We start from the raw sequence: 15,371 nt of genomic DNA on the forward strand, positions 1-15,371 counted from the left end.
GTTCCTCAACGCAAGAATGCCTTGCCAGTCCACCTTAGATGACGTCGCCGTTTCGTGAATTCAAGCTTCAGCGGCGGCTTTTTTCGGCCAGACCTCAGCGTGGGCCAATGAAACAAGGGCTTCGCGTACTTGTGTCGGCGTGTTGCAAGACGCCGCAAACGGCAGCCAGTGCAGGGCCTGGCCGATACGCAGGTGCAGGCCTTCGCTGTCGATGCCGGCCAATTGCGCAGGCTCGAACGTCGGCAAGCCGGCCAACTCGACGTAGTGGGCAATGGCCTTGGTGTGGTCGCTGTTCATGTGCTCGATCATGCTGCGCTCGGCCTTGCCCGCGAAGGGATTGGCCAGGGTCAATTGGTCGACCCAGTGAATCGCGCCAAACCCGCCGATATAACGGTGACGCACCGGCTTGAGCACCCAGAAATCGAAATCGTGGGCCTGGTGGTAGTTGGCCGAATCGGGGAAGTAGCGGTAATAGCGCTCGGCCGCTGCTTCGATGGCGACCGGGTCCTCGAGTTTCTCGGCTTCGGCCAGGTAGGTCAGGCGCCCCACGGCCTGCACATCATCCGCTTCACGCTCGCCGACCAGCAGCGAACACTTGGGATCTTTTTGCAGGTTATGGGTGTGCTGGGCGATACGGCTGATCAGAATCAGCGGGCGGCCCTGCTCGTCGAGGCAATACGGCACGACCGAGCCGAACGGAAAGCCGGGCATGGCCTTGGACAGTGTGGAGAGAGCCCCACGGTATTCCTTGAGCAACAGCTCTCGGGCGTTCTTGGCAACCTGCGTGCTCAACGTATGACTCCTCGGGTATTCGGCCGCCCATAGCGTATGGGAATGGATCTCAACACAAGGTAATCAATCTACGCGCCGGTTGCCAGCGGCTCGATTACCAGGCGACGCCGAAGCCTGCGGTATAGCGGGTCTTGCTCAGGCTGCTTTCCGAATCGCCGCTGATCACGTCGCGCTCGGCCTTGAGGTTGAGCGACGCCCACTCGGTGACTTTATAGCGCAGGCCCATTTCCGCATCCAGGGAGTACTCGGCCGGGCCGTCGATAGGCTTGCCCACCTCGCCATTGGTGAAGAACTCAACGGTCTTGCCCACCAGGTAGCGGTTGTAGTTCCACTTCATGGCCAAGGAATAGAAGTTGTCCTTGCCGCCATCGGCGTACTCGTAATCGGTGCGGTTGACCAGCGAGCCGAGGGAGAACGCCCCCAGTTCGTCGTCCCAGAACTGGTAGCCCGGGCCGGTACCGACGGTACGTTGACGCGCCAGGTCTTCAACCTTGTCGCGCTTGTAGGTCAGCCGCCCCTGCCAGAACCAGTGCTCGGTGATGAAGCGGTCCAGGTCATACTCCAGCGCCCAGTTGTCGGTGGTGGTGACGTCGTCCTGGAACTCGCGGTTGTACTCGCCCTGCCCGGTATGGCGCCATTGGCCATGGCGCGCGGTGGTCTTGAAGTCGATGTCGTAGTCATTGGTGTCTTTTTCGGCGCGCTTGTAGTCCAGCGCCATGTCGACATTGCCCTTCCACACCAGGTCTTCGATCACCGGCTTGGGCTTGATGATCTGCTGGATACTTGCCAGCTCGACGGTCTTGGGCGCCTCGCCATTGGCCAGCACCACCTTGCCATCGTCCGCCGCCTGCAGGGACTTGGCCTTCTCGCCGGTGTAGGCGTCCTGCTTGACCAGCAACTCCTGGTCGCTCTCCAGGGTTTTCACCTGCTTCCAGTCCACCGGAATGGCGCCGGCGTAGTCGGTCTGGATCAGCAGCTTGCCACCGTCGAAGACCTTGATCTTGCCGGTCAGGCGATCACCGTTTTTTAACCAGACGGTATCGGCCAGCAGGGGCGTGGAGGCACTGAAGACAGCGAGGCACAGCAGGGTTCTGGACAACATAAGCGGATGGGGAGCTCAAGGTTGGCGAAAAGGGGCGATTATCGTGTTAGATAGCTAGGACTGACTCAAGGATTTGTGTTGAGTTCAATTCTCAACAGCATACTTACAGACGTTTCTTACAAAAGACCGAAGATCCCAACGGATATGCCCACAGTCAATCAGCCTGCCGATGCCCCACAAACCCCCGCCGAAATGCGCCGCACCGCGCTGTACCTGACCCTGGCGCAAGTCCCCGCCGGTTGCGTGGTGAGCTACGGCGAACTGGCGCAACTGGCCGGGCTGGGACGCGCCGCGCGCTGGGTGGGTCGTACCTTGAGCCAACTTCCCGAGGGCACCACATTGCCCTGGCATCGCGTGCTGGGTGCCGGTGGTCGGATAAGTCTGCCGGTGGGCAGCGCCTCAGGCGACGAGCAACGGGCGCGCTTGCGTGATGAGGGCGTCACGGTGCGCAACAATCGCGTGGATATTCAGCGCCATGGCTGGCGCCCGGTAGAGCACAGCGGTTAGAGTGCGCGCTTTGTTTCCGTGAATCTGAGGCAGACTCCAGCCCATGCCCCGTAAAACCTGGCGCGCCGCGCTCGCCGCCTATGCCAGCCCCTCGACGTTAGTGCTGTTGTTGCTCGGCTTTGCCGCCGGCTTGCCTTACATGTTGGTGTTCTCGACGCTTTCGGTGTGGCTGCGTGAGGCCGGTGTGGCCCGCGAGACCATCGGCTATGCGAGCCTGATCGGTTTGGCGTACGCCTTCAAATGGGTCTGGTCGCCGCTGCTCGACCAATGGCGTCTGCCACTGCTCGGTAAACTCGGACGTCGTCGCTCCTGGCTGGTGCTTGCACAGTCGCTGGTGATCCTCGGATTGATCGGCATGGGCTTCTGCGACCCGCAGAAACACCTGTCCTGGCTGATCGCCATTGCCGTCGTGGTGGCCTTCGCTTCCGCCACCCAGGACATCGCGGTCGACGCCTATCGCCTGGAAATCGCCGACGACAGCCGCCAGGCCGCCCTGGCCGCCAGCTATATGTCCGGCTACCGCATCGCCGCCCTGCTGGCCACGGCCGGTGCGTTGTTCTTTGCCGAAGGCTTCGGCTCCACCGGCTTCAACTATAAGCACTCGGCCTGGACCGGCACCTATGTGCTGTTCGGCGTGCTGATGATCCCGGCGCTGCTGACCACGCTGTTCATGCGCGAACCGAATGTACCGCTGCGCACCCAGTTGCAGGCCGGGCGCTACAGCTTCGTGCATCAGTTGGTGTCGGTGTTCGTGCTGATCGTGTTGCTGGTGTCCGTACCGGCGATGTTCACCCAGCTGTTCAACACCGACTTCGCCAGCGTGCTGTTCCAGGGCGTCAGCCTGTGGGACTTGCTGATGGACGACCGCGCGTTCCTGCGCGCCATTCTCTATATCATTCTCACCACACTGTGCCTGTCGGCCACGGGCCGACGGGGCCTGGCGCCGGTGCTCACGCCGGTCAACGACTTTATCCTGCGCTACCGCTGGCAGGCATTGCTGCTGCTGGGGCTGATCGCCACCTATCGCATGTCCGACACAGTGATGGGCGTGATGGCCAACGTGTTCTACATCGACCAGGGCTTTACCAAGGATCAGATCGCCGGGGTCAGCAAGATCTTCGGCCTGATCATGACCCTGCTCGGCGCCGGCATGGGCGGCCTGCTGATCGTGCGCTTCGGCATCCTGCCGATCCTGTTTATCGGCGGCGTGACGTCGGCGGGGACCAACCTGCTGTTCGTGATGCTCGCCGACATGGGCCCCGACCTGCAGATGCTGATCTTCACCATCTCCCTGGATAACTTCAGCTCGGGCCTGGCCACGTCGGCATTCGTGGCCTACCTGTCGAGCCTGACCAACCTCAAGTTTTCCGCCACCCAATATGCGCTGCTCAGCTCGATCATGCTGTTGTTGCCTCGCCTGATCGGCGGGTATTCGGGGGTGATGGTGGAGAAGTTCGGGTACCACAACTTCTTCCTGATCACCTGCATGCTGGGCGTGCCGACATTGCTGCTGATTGCGTTGCACTGGTATCAGGAGAATCGGCGGATGCGGTTGAATCCGCCGGTAGAGGACTGATTCTGGGGGCCCTTTAAAAGCCAGACCGCGGCGCCCCCATCGCGAGCAAGCTCTGCGCCTACAGACAGCCCTGCATTCTGATGCCTGTACGGCGGCAGTTTGCGCCCGTACAATCCCAAGTCATTTCAAGTCCAAGCAACCGACAACGGCCTACCATGCGTACCAGTCAATATTTGCTCGCCACACAGAAAGAAACGCCTTCCGATGCGGTCGTGATCAGCCACCAGCTGATGCTGCGCGCCGGCATGATCCGCAAACTGGCCTCGGGCCTGTACACCTGGCTGCCCATGGGCTTGAAGGTGATGCGCAAGGTCGAAGCCATCGTTCGCGAAGAAATGAACGCCGCCGGCTCTCTCGAAGTGTTGATGCCGAGCACCCAACCGGCCGAGCTGTGGCAGGAATCCGGGCGCTGGGAAGAGTACGGCCCTGAGTTGCTGCGCTTCAAGGACCGTCATGGCCGCGACTTCTGCGCCGGCCCGACCCATGAAGAAGTGATCACCGATCTGATGCGCAACGAGTTGAGCAGCTATAAACAGCTGCCTCTGAACCTGTATCAGATCCAGACCAAATTCCGCGATGAAATCCGCCCACGCTTCGGTTTGATGCGCGGCCGCGAATTCATCATGAAGGACGCCTATTCGTTCCACGCCGACCAGGCATCGCTGCAGGCCACCTACGACCGCATGCACCTGGCCTACTGCAATGTGTTCACGCGCCTGGGCCTGAAGTTCCGGGCGGTTGAAGCGGACAATGGCTCCATCGGCGGTGCCGGCTCCCACGAATTCCACGTGCTGGCCGAGTCCGGCGAAGACGATATCGCGTTCAGCAACGGTTCCGACTACGCGGCGAACATCGAGAAAGCCGAAGCCGTGCCACGGGAAACCTCCCGTCCAGCCCCGGCTGAAGAACTGCGCCTGGTGGATACGCCAGAGACCAAGACCATCGCGGCCCTGGTGGAGAAATTCAATCTGCCGATTGAAAAGACCATCAAGACCCTGATCGTGCACGCCGAAGAAGAAGGCAAGCTGATCGCCCTGGTGATCCGTGGCGACCACGAACTCAACGAAATCAAGGCCGCCCAGCAACCTGGCGTGGCCAGCCCGCTGGTCATGGCCAGCGATGCCGAACTGCGCGACGCCATCGGCGCCGGTGCCGGTTCCCTCGGCCCGCTGAACCTGCCGCTGCCGATCATCATCGACCGCTCGGTCGAGTTGATGAGCGACTTCGGTATCGGCGCGAACATCGACGACAAGCACTACTTCGGCGTGAACTGGGAGCGTGACCTGCCGGTGCCGACCGTGGCCGACCTGCGCAACGTGGTGGCCGGCGACCCAAGCCCGGACGGCAAGGGCACCCTGGAAATCAAGCGCGGCATCGAAGTCGGGCACATCTTCCAGCTGGGCAACAAGTACAGCAAGGCGATGAAGTGCGAAGTGCTGGGCGAGAACGGCAAGCCGATTACCCTCGACATGGGCTGCTACGGCATTGGCGTTTCCCGCGTGGTTGCCGCTGCCATCGAGCAGAACAACGACGAGAAAGGCATTATCTGGAGTGACGCCCTCGCGCCTTTCCAGGTGGCCCTGGTACCACTGCGTTACGAAACCGAGCAAGTACGCGAAGCCACTGACAAACTGTATGCCGAACTGACGGCCGCTGGTTTTGAAGTGCTGCTGGATGACCGCGACAAGAAAACCAGCCCAGGCATCAAGTTCGCCGACATGGAGCTGATTGGCATCCCGCACCGGATCGTGGTCAGTGACCGCGGCCTGGCCGATGGCAATCTGGAATACAAGAGCCGGACCGAAGCCGAAGCCCAACCCTTGCCGGTGGCTGACGTGCTGTCTTTCCTCCAGGCGCGTATTCGTCGCTGAAAACCAGATCAAGAGACGTCATGTTCAAGCGAAACACCAGAGCCCTGGGGGGCGCCGCCTTGTGCGGCGCCCTGCTGGTCAGCGGCTGCGCCAATCAGATGTCGCAACGCAGTGAGCACGAGGAGCGGGTCGAGCGTAAGTTGCTCGACCACAGCCTGCAGATCGATGTAGGCGAACCCAAAGTGCTGGAACTGCCGCAACGCCGGGTTCGCATTCACGAGCAAAAGACCTTTGAGGTCACCGAATTCGAAGTTACCCGTCGTTACGATCGCTACACGCCTTACCAGCCCTGGCGCAAACTCTATGAGATGCCCCTGGGTGCAGTGGCTTTGGTCGCGGGTGCGGGCGCCAACGTGGCGAACATCTTCGCCCTCGGTAACCTGCCGACCAGCATGACCCACGACTGGCTGACCTACGGCGTGGACGGTCTCAACCCGTTCATGAACGTGCAATCCCATGGGCGCGCGCAACAGAACCTGGCGGGTATCGATGAAGTCCAGCGCGACAAACGCGTGGAGTATTCGAGCCTGCCCTGGAGCGAGCGCCCGGTCCAGGTCACCGCCGGCAAACAGACCCATGAGCTGACCACCGACCGCAACGGCGTGCTGCGCCTGAACCTGTTGGACAGCCCGTTTGCCGAGCAGGACCTGAACCGCGTCACGACCTTGAAGATCAGCGTGGAAGATGGCCAGGACGACGTGCACTCGGACTCGACCCTGGCGATCAGCAGCACCCTGCGCGGCAAGTTGCTGGAAGCCCACGGCCTGATCTACGACGACCTGGAAGACGATGAAGTCAGCCAGTGGGTGCACCGGGTCAAGCGCCTGTCGGAGCTGGGCCTGGAGGAAGAAGCCAGCGAACTGGAACAAAGCCTGATCGAACTGACCCGCAATGATCCCGAGTTGCAGCAGGAATTCCTGCAGGCGTTGACCAAGGATGCGGGGCGGTTGGTGGCGGATCCCGGAGCACGCTGAGGCTTCGAAAACGCTGCAGATCCAAATGTGGGGGCTTGCTTCCTCCCACATTTTTTCCCGGCTTCTACCAGGAGAACTCTAACTGTTCGTTCCCGCCACTCAGGTCCAGCAACCGCACCCCAATCCCCAACAACCGCACCGGTTTCCCACCGCGATTGAACGCCTGGGTCATCAACTGTTGATAACTCTCCAGATCCCGCGCCGCGCCCGCCTGCTCCAACGTTGTCTGGGTAAAGTCATGAAACTTCACCTTAACGAACGGCTTGCCCGCCTTGTAGCTGCTGTCGATACGCGCCATGCGCCCTGCCAGGGTCTCCATCAGTTCGGGCAGTTTCGCCAGGCAGCTTGAGAGATCCGGCAGGTCCACATCGTAGGTATTTTCCACACTGATGGACTGCCGCCGGCTGTCGTTCTGCACCACACGTTCATCTATCCCACGGGCCAGGCTCCACAAGCGCTCGCCAAAGCTGCCGAACTCACGTACCAGCGCCAGCTTGTTCCATTCGCGCAATTGCAGGCAGTCTTCGATGCCCAGGCGCGCCAGCTTGTCTGCCGTCACCTTGCCCACGCCGTGCAACTTGCTTACCCGCAGTTGGGAGACAAAGTCCTCGACCTGATCCGGGGTGATGACAAACAGGCCGTTGGGCTTTTTCCAATCGCTGGCGATCTTGGCCAAGAACTTGTTCGGCGCCACGCCGGCGGACACGGTGATGTGCAATTGGTTGGAGACCCGGCGCCGAATGTCCTGGGCGATGCGCGTGGCGCTGCCGCCAAAGTGCGGGCTATCGGAGACATCCAGGTAGGCCTCGTCCAGCGACAGGGGCTCGATCAAGTCGGTGTAGTCGCGAAAGATCGTCTGGATTTCCTTCGACGCCTCCTTATAGGCATCCATGCGCGGCTTGACGATGGTCAGGTCCGGGCAGAGCTTCAGGGCATGTCGCGACGACATGGCGGAACGCACCCCATACGCCCGCGCTTCGTAGTTGCATGTAGCGATCACGCCCCTTCGATCTGCCGACCCACCTACTGCCAGGGGCTTTTGCGCCAGGCTCGGGTCATCGCGCATCTCAATGGCGGCGTAGAAGCAATCACAGTCAACGTGGATGATTTTGCGCTGCGTCATAAGTAGAAAGGCGGGTTTAATCCAACGGGTGGCCAGTATCGCATCCACCCCTGTATATAGCACCAGTAGTTTGAATCTTCCGATTGAGTGGTAGGAAATTTCCTAGATGAATTTATTTTCTCAATCGAAATTAGCCTTCCAATAGAGCTGAAACCCTTGGCCCTACTGGCCCGCACGCCTCAAATGGCCCCGCATGGAGACCTAACCGATTGAACCACAAGCGCTTTTCTTCGATTCACAGGTTGACACACTCGTGATCCTCTGTAGAATGCCGACACACAGACGCGGGATGGAGCAGTCTGGTAGCTCGTCGGGCTCATAACCCGAAGGTCGTCGGTTCAAATCCGGCTCCCGCAACCAAACATCAAAAAAGGCTACTCGAAAGAGTGGCCTTTTTTGTTGTGGCTGTCCCGTCCTGGGCTGCGAAGCAGCCCCACACAAGATAGTGTGCACTTCACCACGGACTGCTCCGCAGCCCGGCGCGGGGCAAGCCCGCTCACTACAAAAAGCGTTTTCAATCGCGAACTTAGGTTACATGTCAGCTATTTCACACTTATTTGACCCATCGGCTCATTAACGGTTGACACCTCGCCATCTGGCTGTAGAATGCCGCCCACAGACGCGGGATGGAGCAGTCTGGTAGCTCGTCGGGCTCATAACCCGAAGGTCGTCGGTTCAAATCCGGCTCCCGCAACCAAACATCAAAAAAGGCTACTCGAAAGAGTGGCCTTTTTTGTATTCGATGAAAAAGTTCTTCTGAAACAATGGCATGGCATCTTTCATGAAACCGTACACGGTTTGTAGAGTCCATCTCATTGCACGCTATGCTTACGCCTCTACGACCAATGGCCGCAGTCGCCGCCCCCGGTGATCCGCGTTAATATTTGTAATTATTTTGTCCATAGGGATTGGTAACTTGGCTGGATACCTCCATCCTGTCGCGCACAATCCACGAGGTGATTGATGCGCGCCAACTCGTCTGAACCACAAGACACCGTCACAGCAGAACAACCTATCGCCCCCACCCGCTTGCGCTGGCTGGATCTGTTGAGCAAATACCGGCAACCCATCGGGCTGGCCGTTACCTTGTTGCTGTTCGCTATCGCCCTGATCGCCTGCCGACACCTGTTGCTGGAACTGGACCTCTACGCCCTCCACGATTCGATCCTGGAAGTCCCCAAACCCGCATTGCTCGGTGCGTTCGCCGCCGCCGTCGCCGGGTTTGTCATTCTGCTGGGCTATGAGTTTTCCGGCGCACGCTATGCCGGGGTGAACCTGCCGGCCAAGACCTTGGCCCTTGGCGGCTTTACTGCCTTTGCGATCGGCAATGCCATTGGCCTGTCGATGCTCTCGGGCGGCTCGGTACGCTACCGTTTATATGCACGCCATGGCATCGGGGCTTCGGAAGTCGCCCACATGACCGTGTTCGCCAGCCTGGCACTGGGCTGCGCCCTGCCCCCGCTGGCTGCATTGGCCACGCTGAGCAACTTGCCGGCAGCGTCGACCTACCTGCATTTGCCACAAACGGTGCTCGGCGGCGTTGCCGGCGCAGTGCTGTTGCTGTCGGCCATGTTGTGCATCGGCATCTATCGCCGCCGCCTGCCGGAACAACCCTACCCGGACAACCTGCTGGTAAAAGCCGGGCGTCGGACCCTGCGTCTGCCCGGTCGCCGCCTGACATTCCTGCAACTGATCATCACCGCACTGGACGTTGCCGCTGCCGCCACCGTCCTTTATATGCTGCTGCCGGAAGCACCGCCTTTCGGCCCGTTCCTGCTCGTGTACCTGCTGGCGCTGGCCGCTGGTGTGCTCAGCCATGTGCCAGGGGGCGTGGGCGTATTTGAAGCCATCCTGCTCGCCGCATTCGCCGACAAGCTCGGTGCCGCGCCATTGGCTGCCGCCCTGCTGCTGTACCGCATGATCTACGTGGTCCTGCCGCTGCTGATCGCCTGCGTATTCCTGCTGGTCAACGAAGCGCAGCGCCTGTTCCAGACTCAGCAAAGCCTGCGGGTAGCCTCGGGTTTGGCGGCGCCGGTGCTGGCCGTACTGGTTTTTTTGTCCGGCGTGGTCCTGCTGTTTTCCGGCGCCACGCCAGAAATCGACTCACGCCTGGAAAACATCGGCTTCCTGATCCCCCACCGCCTGATTGACGCCTCGCACTTCGGTGCCAGCCTGATCGGCGTGCTGTGCCTGTTGCTGGCCCAGGGCCTGCGTCGACGCCTGTCGGCTGCGTGGATGCTGACCATGGTGCTGCTGCTGGTGGGCGCCCTGCTCTCGCTGCTCAAGGGGTTCGATTGGGAAGAAGCCAGCCTGATGACCATGACGGCGATACTGCTGGCGATCTTCCGCCGCTCGTTCTATCGCGCCAGCCGCCTGACCGAGCTGCCTTTCTCACCGCTGTATCTGGTGGCCAGCGTCTGTGTGCTGGGGGCTTCTATCTGGCTGCTGCTGTTCGCGTATCAAGATGTACCGTACAGCCATCAACTGTGGTGGCAGTTCACCCTCGATGCCAATGCCCCGCGCGGCCTGCGCTCGCTGCTGGGCGCCGCCGTGCTGCTGGTCATCGTCTCGCTGACCTGGCTGCTGCGCACCGCACGCCCGGTGATCCACCTGCCGACACCCGAGGAGCTGGAACGCGCCAGCAAGATCCTGATGGCATCGTCGCAACCCGACGGCGGCCTGGCGCTGACCGGCGACAAGGCGCTGCTGTTCCACCCGAATGACGAAGCGTTCCTGATGTATGCCCGTCGCGGCCGCAGCCTGGTGGCCTTGTATGACCCGATCGGTCCGACCCAGCCCCGTGCCGAAATGATCTGGCAGTTCCGCGACCTGTGCGACATCCATCATGCGCGCCCGGTGTTCTATCAGGTACGCGCCGAGAACCTGCCCTATTACATGGACATCGGCCTCACCGCGATCAAGCTGGGCGAGGAAGCCCGCGTCGACCTGAAACGCTTTGACCTGGAAGCCAAGGGCAAAGAGATGAAGGACCTGCGCTACACCTGGAACCGTGGCACCCGGGACGGCCTGTCCCTGGAGATCTTTGAACCCGGCACGGCACCGATGGATGAATTAAAAGTCATCTCGGACGCCTGGCTTACCGGTAAGAATGTGCGGGAAAAAGGCTTTTCCCTCGGACGCTTCAGCGACGACTACCTCAAGCACTTTCGTATCGCGATCATTCGCTTCGAAGGCCGCCCGGTGGCCTTCGCCAACCTGCTCGAGACCTACAACCACGACCTGGCCAGTCTCGACCTGATGCGCGCCCACCCGGATGCGCCCAAGTTGACCATGGAATTCATGATGGTCGGCCTGATTCAACACTATAAGAGTCACGGCTACGCCCGCTTCAGCCTCGGCATGGTGCCATTGTCGGGCCTGCAACCGCGACGCGGCGCGCCGCTGACCCAGCGCCTGGGCTCGATGGTGTTCCGTCGCGGCGAGCAACTGTATAACTTCCAAGGCTTGCGCCGCTTCAAAGACAAGTTCCAGCCTGACTGGGAACCCCGTTACATGGCCGTGCCCGCAGGACTTGACCCGCTGGTGGCACTGGCCGATACCGCCGCCCTGATCGCGGGCGGCTTGACTGGATTGGTGAAACGCTGATGATTCGACGCTCCTGGCGGTATGTATTGGCCTTTGTAGTGCTGCTCGCCCTGGTCCTGGGTGGCGGCTTTTGGTTCTGGAACCGCCCTGCCCCGCAGCCGACCCTGGAGCAACTGCCCCAGGCCGACGGCTCGGTGATGACCCGCGTGACCCCGGCCGGCACCCCGAAAGCCCGCGTCGCGGTGGCGGTGATGGCTGACGAAACACTGACCGATAGCCAGTTGATTACCCTGAGCCAGGGCGGCAAGGCGCAGATCGTCCAGGTGATCCTGCCAAAGGATGACTGCAAGCTCCAGGAACAAGCGCTGCAAAGCGCCCTGGGCCAGCTCAAGGGCCCCGCGACCCTGGTCAGCGGCATCGGCCCTGGCGCCGCCCTCGCCTGGCGCTGGCTGGCCACTCAGAGCGACGACAAGGCCAACGCCATCTCCGTCGGCTTCGCGTTGGTGCAGGAAGGGTGCAAGGACCCACTGCCGAAAACCGCCGCACACGGTAATTGGCTGGTGGCCTGGAACGACAACCCTGACGATGAAAGCGCCAGTTTCGTACGTGACACCCCGCGCGCCACTACCAGTATCAGCGACTACGACATTCACTATCCGCAAGTGCTGAACAACGAACTGCGCAAGCAACTGGTGGGTTCGGACAACGGCGGCCTGGCGATTCCCGTGGTGGAAGTGCCGGCTGGCCAGGCCAAGGACACCGTGACGTTGTTCCTTTCCGGTGATGGCGGCTGGCGTGACCTCGACCGCGACGTGGCCGGCGAAATGGCCAAGATCGGCTACCCGGTGGTCGGCATCGACACCCTGCGCTACTACTGGCAGCACAAGACCCCGGAACAAAGCGCCAAGGACCTCACCGAGCTGATGCAGCACTACCGGCAGAAGTGGGGCACCAAGCGCTTTGTACTGACCGGTTACTCGTTCGGTGCCGACGTACTGCCGGCGATCTACAACCGCCTGCCGGAAAACGAACAACAGCGTGTGGACGTCATCATCCTGCTGGCCTTCGCCCGCACCGGCAGCTTTGAAATCGAAGTGGAAGGCTGGCTGGGCAACGCCGGCAAAGAAGCCGCGACCGGCCCGGAAATGGCCAAGCTGCCGGCTGACAAGGTGGTGTGCATCTACGGTGCCGAAGAAGTCGACGAGAGTGGCTGCACCGACAAGACCGCCGTGGGCGAGGCGGTGAAACTGCCGGGCGGGCATCACTTCGATGAGAACTATCCGGCACTGGCCAAGCGGTTGGTGGATATCATCGTCAAGCACCAGGCCAAGGACAAAGCCGAGTAATCTCAGGCTGTAGGCGATAAAAAATGTGGGAGGGGGCTTGCCCCCGATGACGGTGGGTCAGCTAGAGGTAAGCTGACTGAAACACCGCTATCGGGGCAAGCCCCCTCCCACAGTTGTTTGTGGTGTCAGTGAGATTTAACGCGGTTCGATATGCGCGATCATCAATTGCACGGTTTCATTGCCACGAAACTCGTTCACATCCAGCTTGTAGGCCAACTCCACCCAACGCACGGTCGGGTTCGGCCAGACTTCCCGGTCGACGCCGAAGGCAATGCCATCGAGCTTCACCGACCCGCATTCGCTCTTGAGCACCACTTTCAGGTGCCGCTCCCCTACTACCCGCTGCTCGACCAGTTGGAACACGCCATGGAACAACGGCTCGGGAAAGTGCTGCCCCCACGGCCCGGCGTGGCGCAATGCGCGCGCCAGTTCCAGGTGAAACTCTTCCACCGCCAGGGTGCCATCGGACAGCAGGCGCCCGGTGAGGTCTTCTTCGCGCAGCTGCCGACGCACTTCGGCGTCAAAGGCCTCGGCAAACAGTGGGAAGTTTTCCTCGGGCAAGGTCAACCCCGCCGCCATGGCGTGGCCGCCATATTTGCTGATCAGGTTGGGGTGCTGGCTCGCGACCACCGCCAGGGCATCGCGGATGTGGAAGCCTTGCACAGAGCGCCCTGAGCCCTTGAGCAGCCCATCGCCTGCATCGGCGAAGGCAATGGTGGGGCGGAAGTACCGCTCCTTCATGCGCGACGCAAGAATGCCGATCACACCTTGGTGCCAGTCCGGATCAAACAGGCACAAGCCGTAGGGCATTGAGTCCACCGGCAAGTCCTTGAGCTGAGCCAGGGCTTCGCGCTGCATGCCCTGCTCGATGGATTTGCGGTCCTGGTTCATGCCGTCCAGTTGTGCGGCCATTTCCCGTGCCGCGGCGAAATCCGTGGTGAGCAGGCATTCGATGCCCAGGCTCATATCGTCCAGGCGCCCGGCGGCGTTCAAGCGTGGCCCGAGGATAAAGCCGAGGTCGGTGGAGGTGATGCGCGCTGCATCCCGCTTGGCCACTTCGAGGATCGCCTTGATCCCCGGCCGTGCGCGACCGGCACGAATACGCTCCAGGCCCTGATGCACGAGGATGCGATTATTGGCGTCCAGGGGAACCACGTCGGCGACGCTGCCCAGGGCGACCAGGTCGAGCAGCTCGCCAATGTTGGGTTGAGGCTTGTTTTCATACCAGCCCAAACTGCGCAAACGCGCGCGCAGGGCCATCAGTACGTAGAAGATCACGCCCACGCCGGCCAGGGCCTTGCTCGGGAACTCACAGCCCGGCTGGTTCGGGTTGACGATGGCATCCGCCGCCGGCAGCTCATCACCAGGCAAGTGGTGATCGGTCACCAATACCTGCAACCCCGCCGCTTTCGCCGCCGCCACGCCTTCGACACTGGAGATGCCATTGTCCACGGTGATCAGCAACTGCGGCTCGCGCTGCAGGGCCACAGCGACGATTTCCGGGGTCAGCCCATAGCCGTATTCGAAGCGGTTGGGCACCAGGTAATCGACATGGGCCGCACCGAGCAAACGCAGGCCCAGGGTACCTACGGTGCTGGCGGTGGCACCATCGGCGTCGAAGTCACCGACGATGAGGATGCGCTGGCGCTGCTCCAATGCCGTCACCAGCAAGTCCACCGCCGCGTCGATGCCCTTGAGCTGCTGATAGGGAATCAACCGCGCCAGGCTCTTGTCCAGCTCGGCCTCGGACTGCACGCCACGAGCGGCGTAGAGACGGGTCAATAGCGGTGGCAATTCACCCAGGAAGGGCAAGACGGCGGGCAACGGGCGGGGATCGATACGCATGGGACGTTGGGGAGTTCTCTGTAGGGGGATTTTAGCTACAAGCTTCAAGCTTGTAGCTTGTAGCTTGAGGCTTGCAGCTTGAGGCTTGCAGCTCCAATTCAACCGCGTTCGCCGACCAGCCATTGCAGTTGCACTTCGTGCTGGCCACGGTCGTCGGTGACGAAAATCGTGCCTTCACTGATCATCACGTCCCACTTGATCACGCGGGGCATGTCCTTGGCCAGGACCTCCAGAATCTCCTGGGGCACTGCTGCGATGTGTACATTCTTCAGGTTGTTCGCCACCGGCACCACTTTGCCCTCCCAAACGCGCAAGCTGCCGTATGCCAGCAGGCTGGTGCGCTCGGTGCGGCGCGAGCACCAGGTCAGGCGGTCGGCATCCGGCTGGCCGACTTCGATCCAATGCAAAACCCGATCATCCAGGCTTTTTTCCCACAGGGCTGGCTCGTCTACATCTGACAGGCCACGACCGAACGCCAACTGTTCGTTGTAAAAAAGGGCGTAGGCCAGCAGACGCACGGTCATGCGTTCTTCAGTTTCCGAGGGGTGGCGAGCGATGGTCTGCTTGACGCTCTCGTACACCGAACGGTCGAGGTCGGTGAGGTTGAGTTCGAATTTGTAGGTCGTGGACGGCTGGGCCATGAACGGGCTTCTAGAGACAGGGAAAGGCGGCCAGTCTAACCGATGGCG

The 15,371-nt window shown here is 61.2% G+C and carries 11 protein-coding genes and 2 tRNA genes; 8 read left to right on the forward strand and 5 right to left on the reverse strand.

The annotated features are described in order from the left end of the window. Positions 1–60 precede the first annotated feature (60 nt). Together F6S08_RS25655 and F6S08_RS25660 are read right to left on the reverse strand one after the other, a co-directional pair. Positions 61–792: a HugZ family protein gene (locus F6S08_RS25655; RefSeq protein WP_315872508.1), complete on the reverse strand. Its 732-nt coding sequence runs from the start codon at positions 790–792 to the stop codon at positions 61–63. 94 nt (positions 793–886) lie between these two features. Next, the gene (locus tag F6S08_RS25660; RefSeq protein ID WP_027605476.1) at positions 887–1,894 is read right to left on the reverse strand and encodes a DUF481 domain-containing protein; all 1,008 of its coding nucleotides are present in this window, start codon (positions 1,892–1,894) and stop codon (positions 887–889) included. Positions 1,895–2,038: 144 nt separating this feature from the next. Between F6S08_RS25660 and F6S08_RS25665 the strand changes: the two genes are divergently transcribed. The 4 genes from F6S08_RS25665 to F6S08_RS25680 all read left to right on the forward strand — a co-directional run bounded on the left by F6S08_RS25665 (position 2,039) and on the right by F6S08_RS25680 (position 6,822). Next, on the forward strand, positions 2,039–2,401 hold the full coding sequence (locus F6S08_RS25665; protein ID WP_043293512.1) for an MGMT family protein: 363 nt from the start codon (positions 2,039–2,041) through the stop codon (positions 2,399–2,401). 43 nt (positions 2,402–2,444) lie between these two features. Beyond that, on the forward strand, positions 2,445–3,977 hold the full coding sequence (locus F6S08_RS25670; RefSeq protein WP_315872509.1) for an AmpG family muropeptide MFS transporter: 1,533 nt from the start codon (positions 2,445–2,447) through the stop codon (positions 3,975–3,977). 155 nt (positions 3,978–4,132) lie between these two features. After that, positions 4,133–5,848, forward strand: a complete 1,716-nt coding sequence (locus F6S08_RS25675; RefSeq protein WP_137212816.1) for a proline--tRNA ligase — start codon at positions 4,133–4,135, stop codon at positions 5,846–5,848. 20 nt (positions 5,849–5,868) lie between these two features. Continuing rightward, positions 5,869–6,822 (forward strand): hypothetical protein, encoded by a 954-nt coding sequence (locus F6S08_RS25680; RefSeq protein WP_065925011.1) that lies wholly within the window; start codon positions 5,869–5,871, stop codon positions 6,820–6,822. A gap of 64 nt (positions 6,823–6,886) precedes the next feature. Here F6S08_RS25680 and dinB read toward each other — a convergent pair whose 3' ends face one another. Next, the gene (gene dinB, locus F6S08_RS25685) at positions 6,887–7,945 is read right to left on the reverse strand and encodes a DNA polymerase IV (protein WP_027605471.1); all 1,059 of its coding nucleotides are present in this window, start codon (positions 7,943–7,945) and stop codon (positions 6,887–6,889) included. Between the two features lie 283 nt (positions 7,946–8,228). Here dinB and F6S08_RS25690 point away from each other — a divergent pair. The 4 genes from F6S08_RS25690 (at position 8,229) to F6S08_RS25705 (ending at position 12,837) form a co-directional block, all read left to right on the forward strand. After that, positions 8,229–8,305, forward strand: a tRNA-Met gene (locus F6S08_RS25690). Positions 8,306–8,565: 260 nt separating this feature from the next. After that, positions 8,566–8,642, forward strand: a tRNA-Met gene (locus F6S08_RS25695). Positions 8,643–8,908: 266 nt separating this feature from the next. After that, a complete protein-coding gene (gene mprF / locus F6S08_RS25700) occupies positions 8,909–11,551 on the forward strand; it encodes a bifunctional lysylphosphatidylglycerol flippase/synthetase MprF (RefSeq protein ID WP_065925010.1) in 2,643 nt (880 codons plus the stop codon). Beyond that, positions 11,551–12,837 carry a virulence factor family protein gene (locus tag F6S08_RS25705; protein WP_065947905.1) on the forward strand — a complete coding sequence of 429 codons (1,287 nt, stop codon included), beginning with the start codon at positions 11,551–11,553 and terminating at the stop codon, positions 12,835–12,837. Before mprF ends, F6S08_RS25705 begins: the two co-directional genes overlap by 1 nt. Before the next feature lie 135 nt (positions 12,838–12,972). Here F6S08_RS25705 and recJ read toward each other — a convergent pair whose 3' ends face one another. Both recJ and F6S08_RS25715 read right to left on the reverse strand, forming a co-directional pair. Continuing rightward, positions 12,973–14,682 (reverse strand): single-stranded-DNA-specific exonuclease RecJ, encoded by a 1,710-nt coding sequence (gene recJ / locus F6S08_RS25710; RefSeq protein ID WP_065924825.1) that lies wholly within the window; start codon positions 14,680–14,682, stop codon positions 12,973–12,975. Between the two features lie 98 nt (positions 14,683–14,780). Beyond that, positions 14,781–15,323, reverse strand: coding sequence for a YaeQ family protein (locus F6S08_RS25715; protein ID WP_032890801.1), 543 nt, complete (start codon positions 15,321–15,323; stop codon positions 14,781–14,783). Positions 15,324–15,371 lie beyond the last annotated feature (48 nt).

The organism is Pseudomonas sp. JV449, assembly GCF_032424295.1.
Taxonomy (GTDB): Bacteria; Pseudomonadota; Gammaproteobacteria; order Pseudomonadales; family Pseudomonadaceae; genus Aquipseudomonas; species Aquipseudomonas marginalis.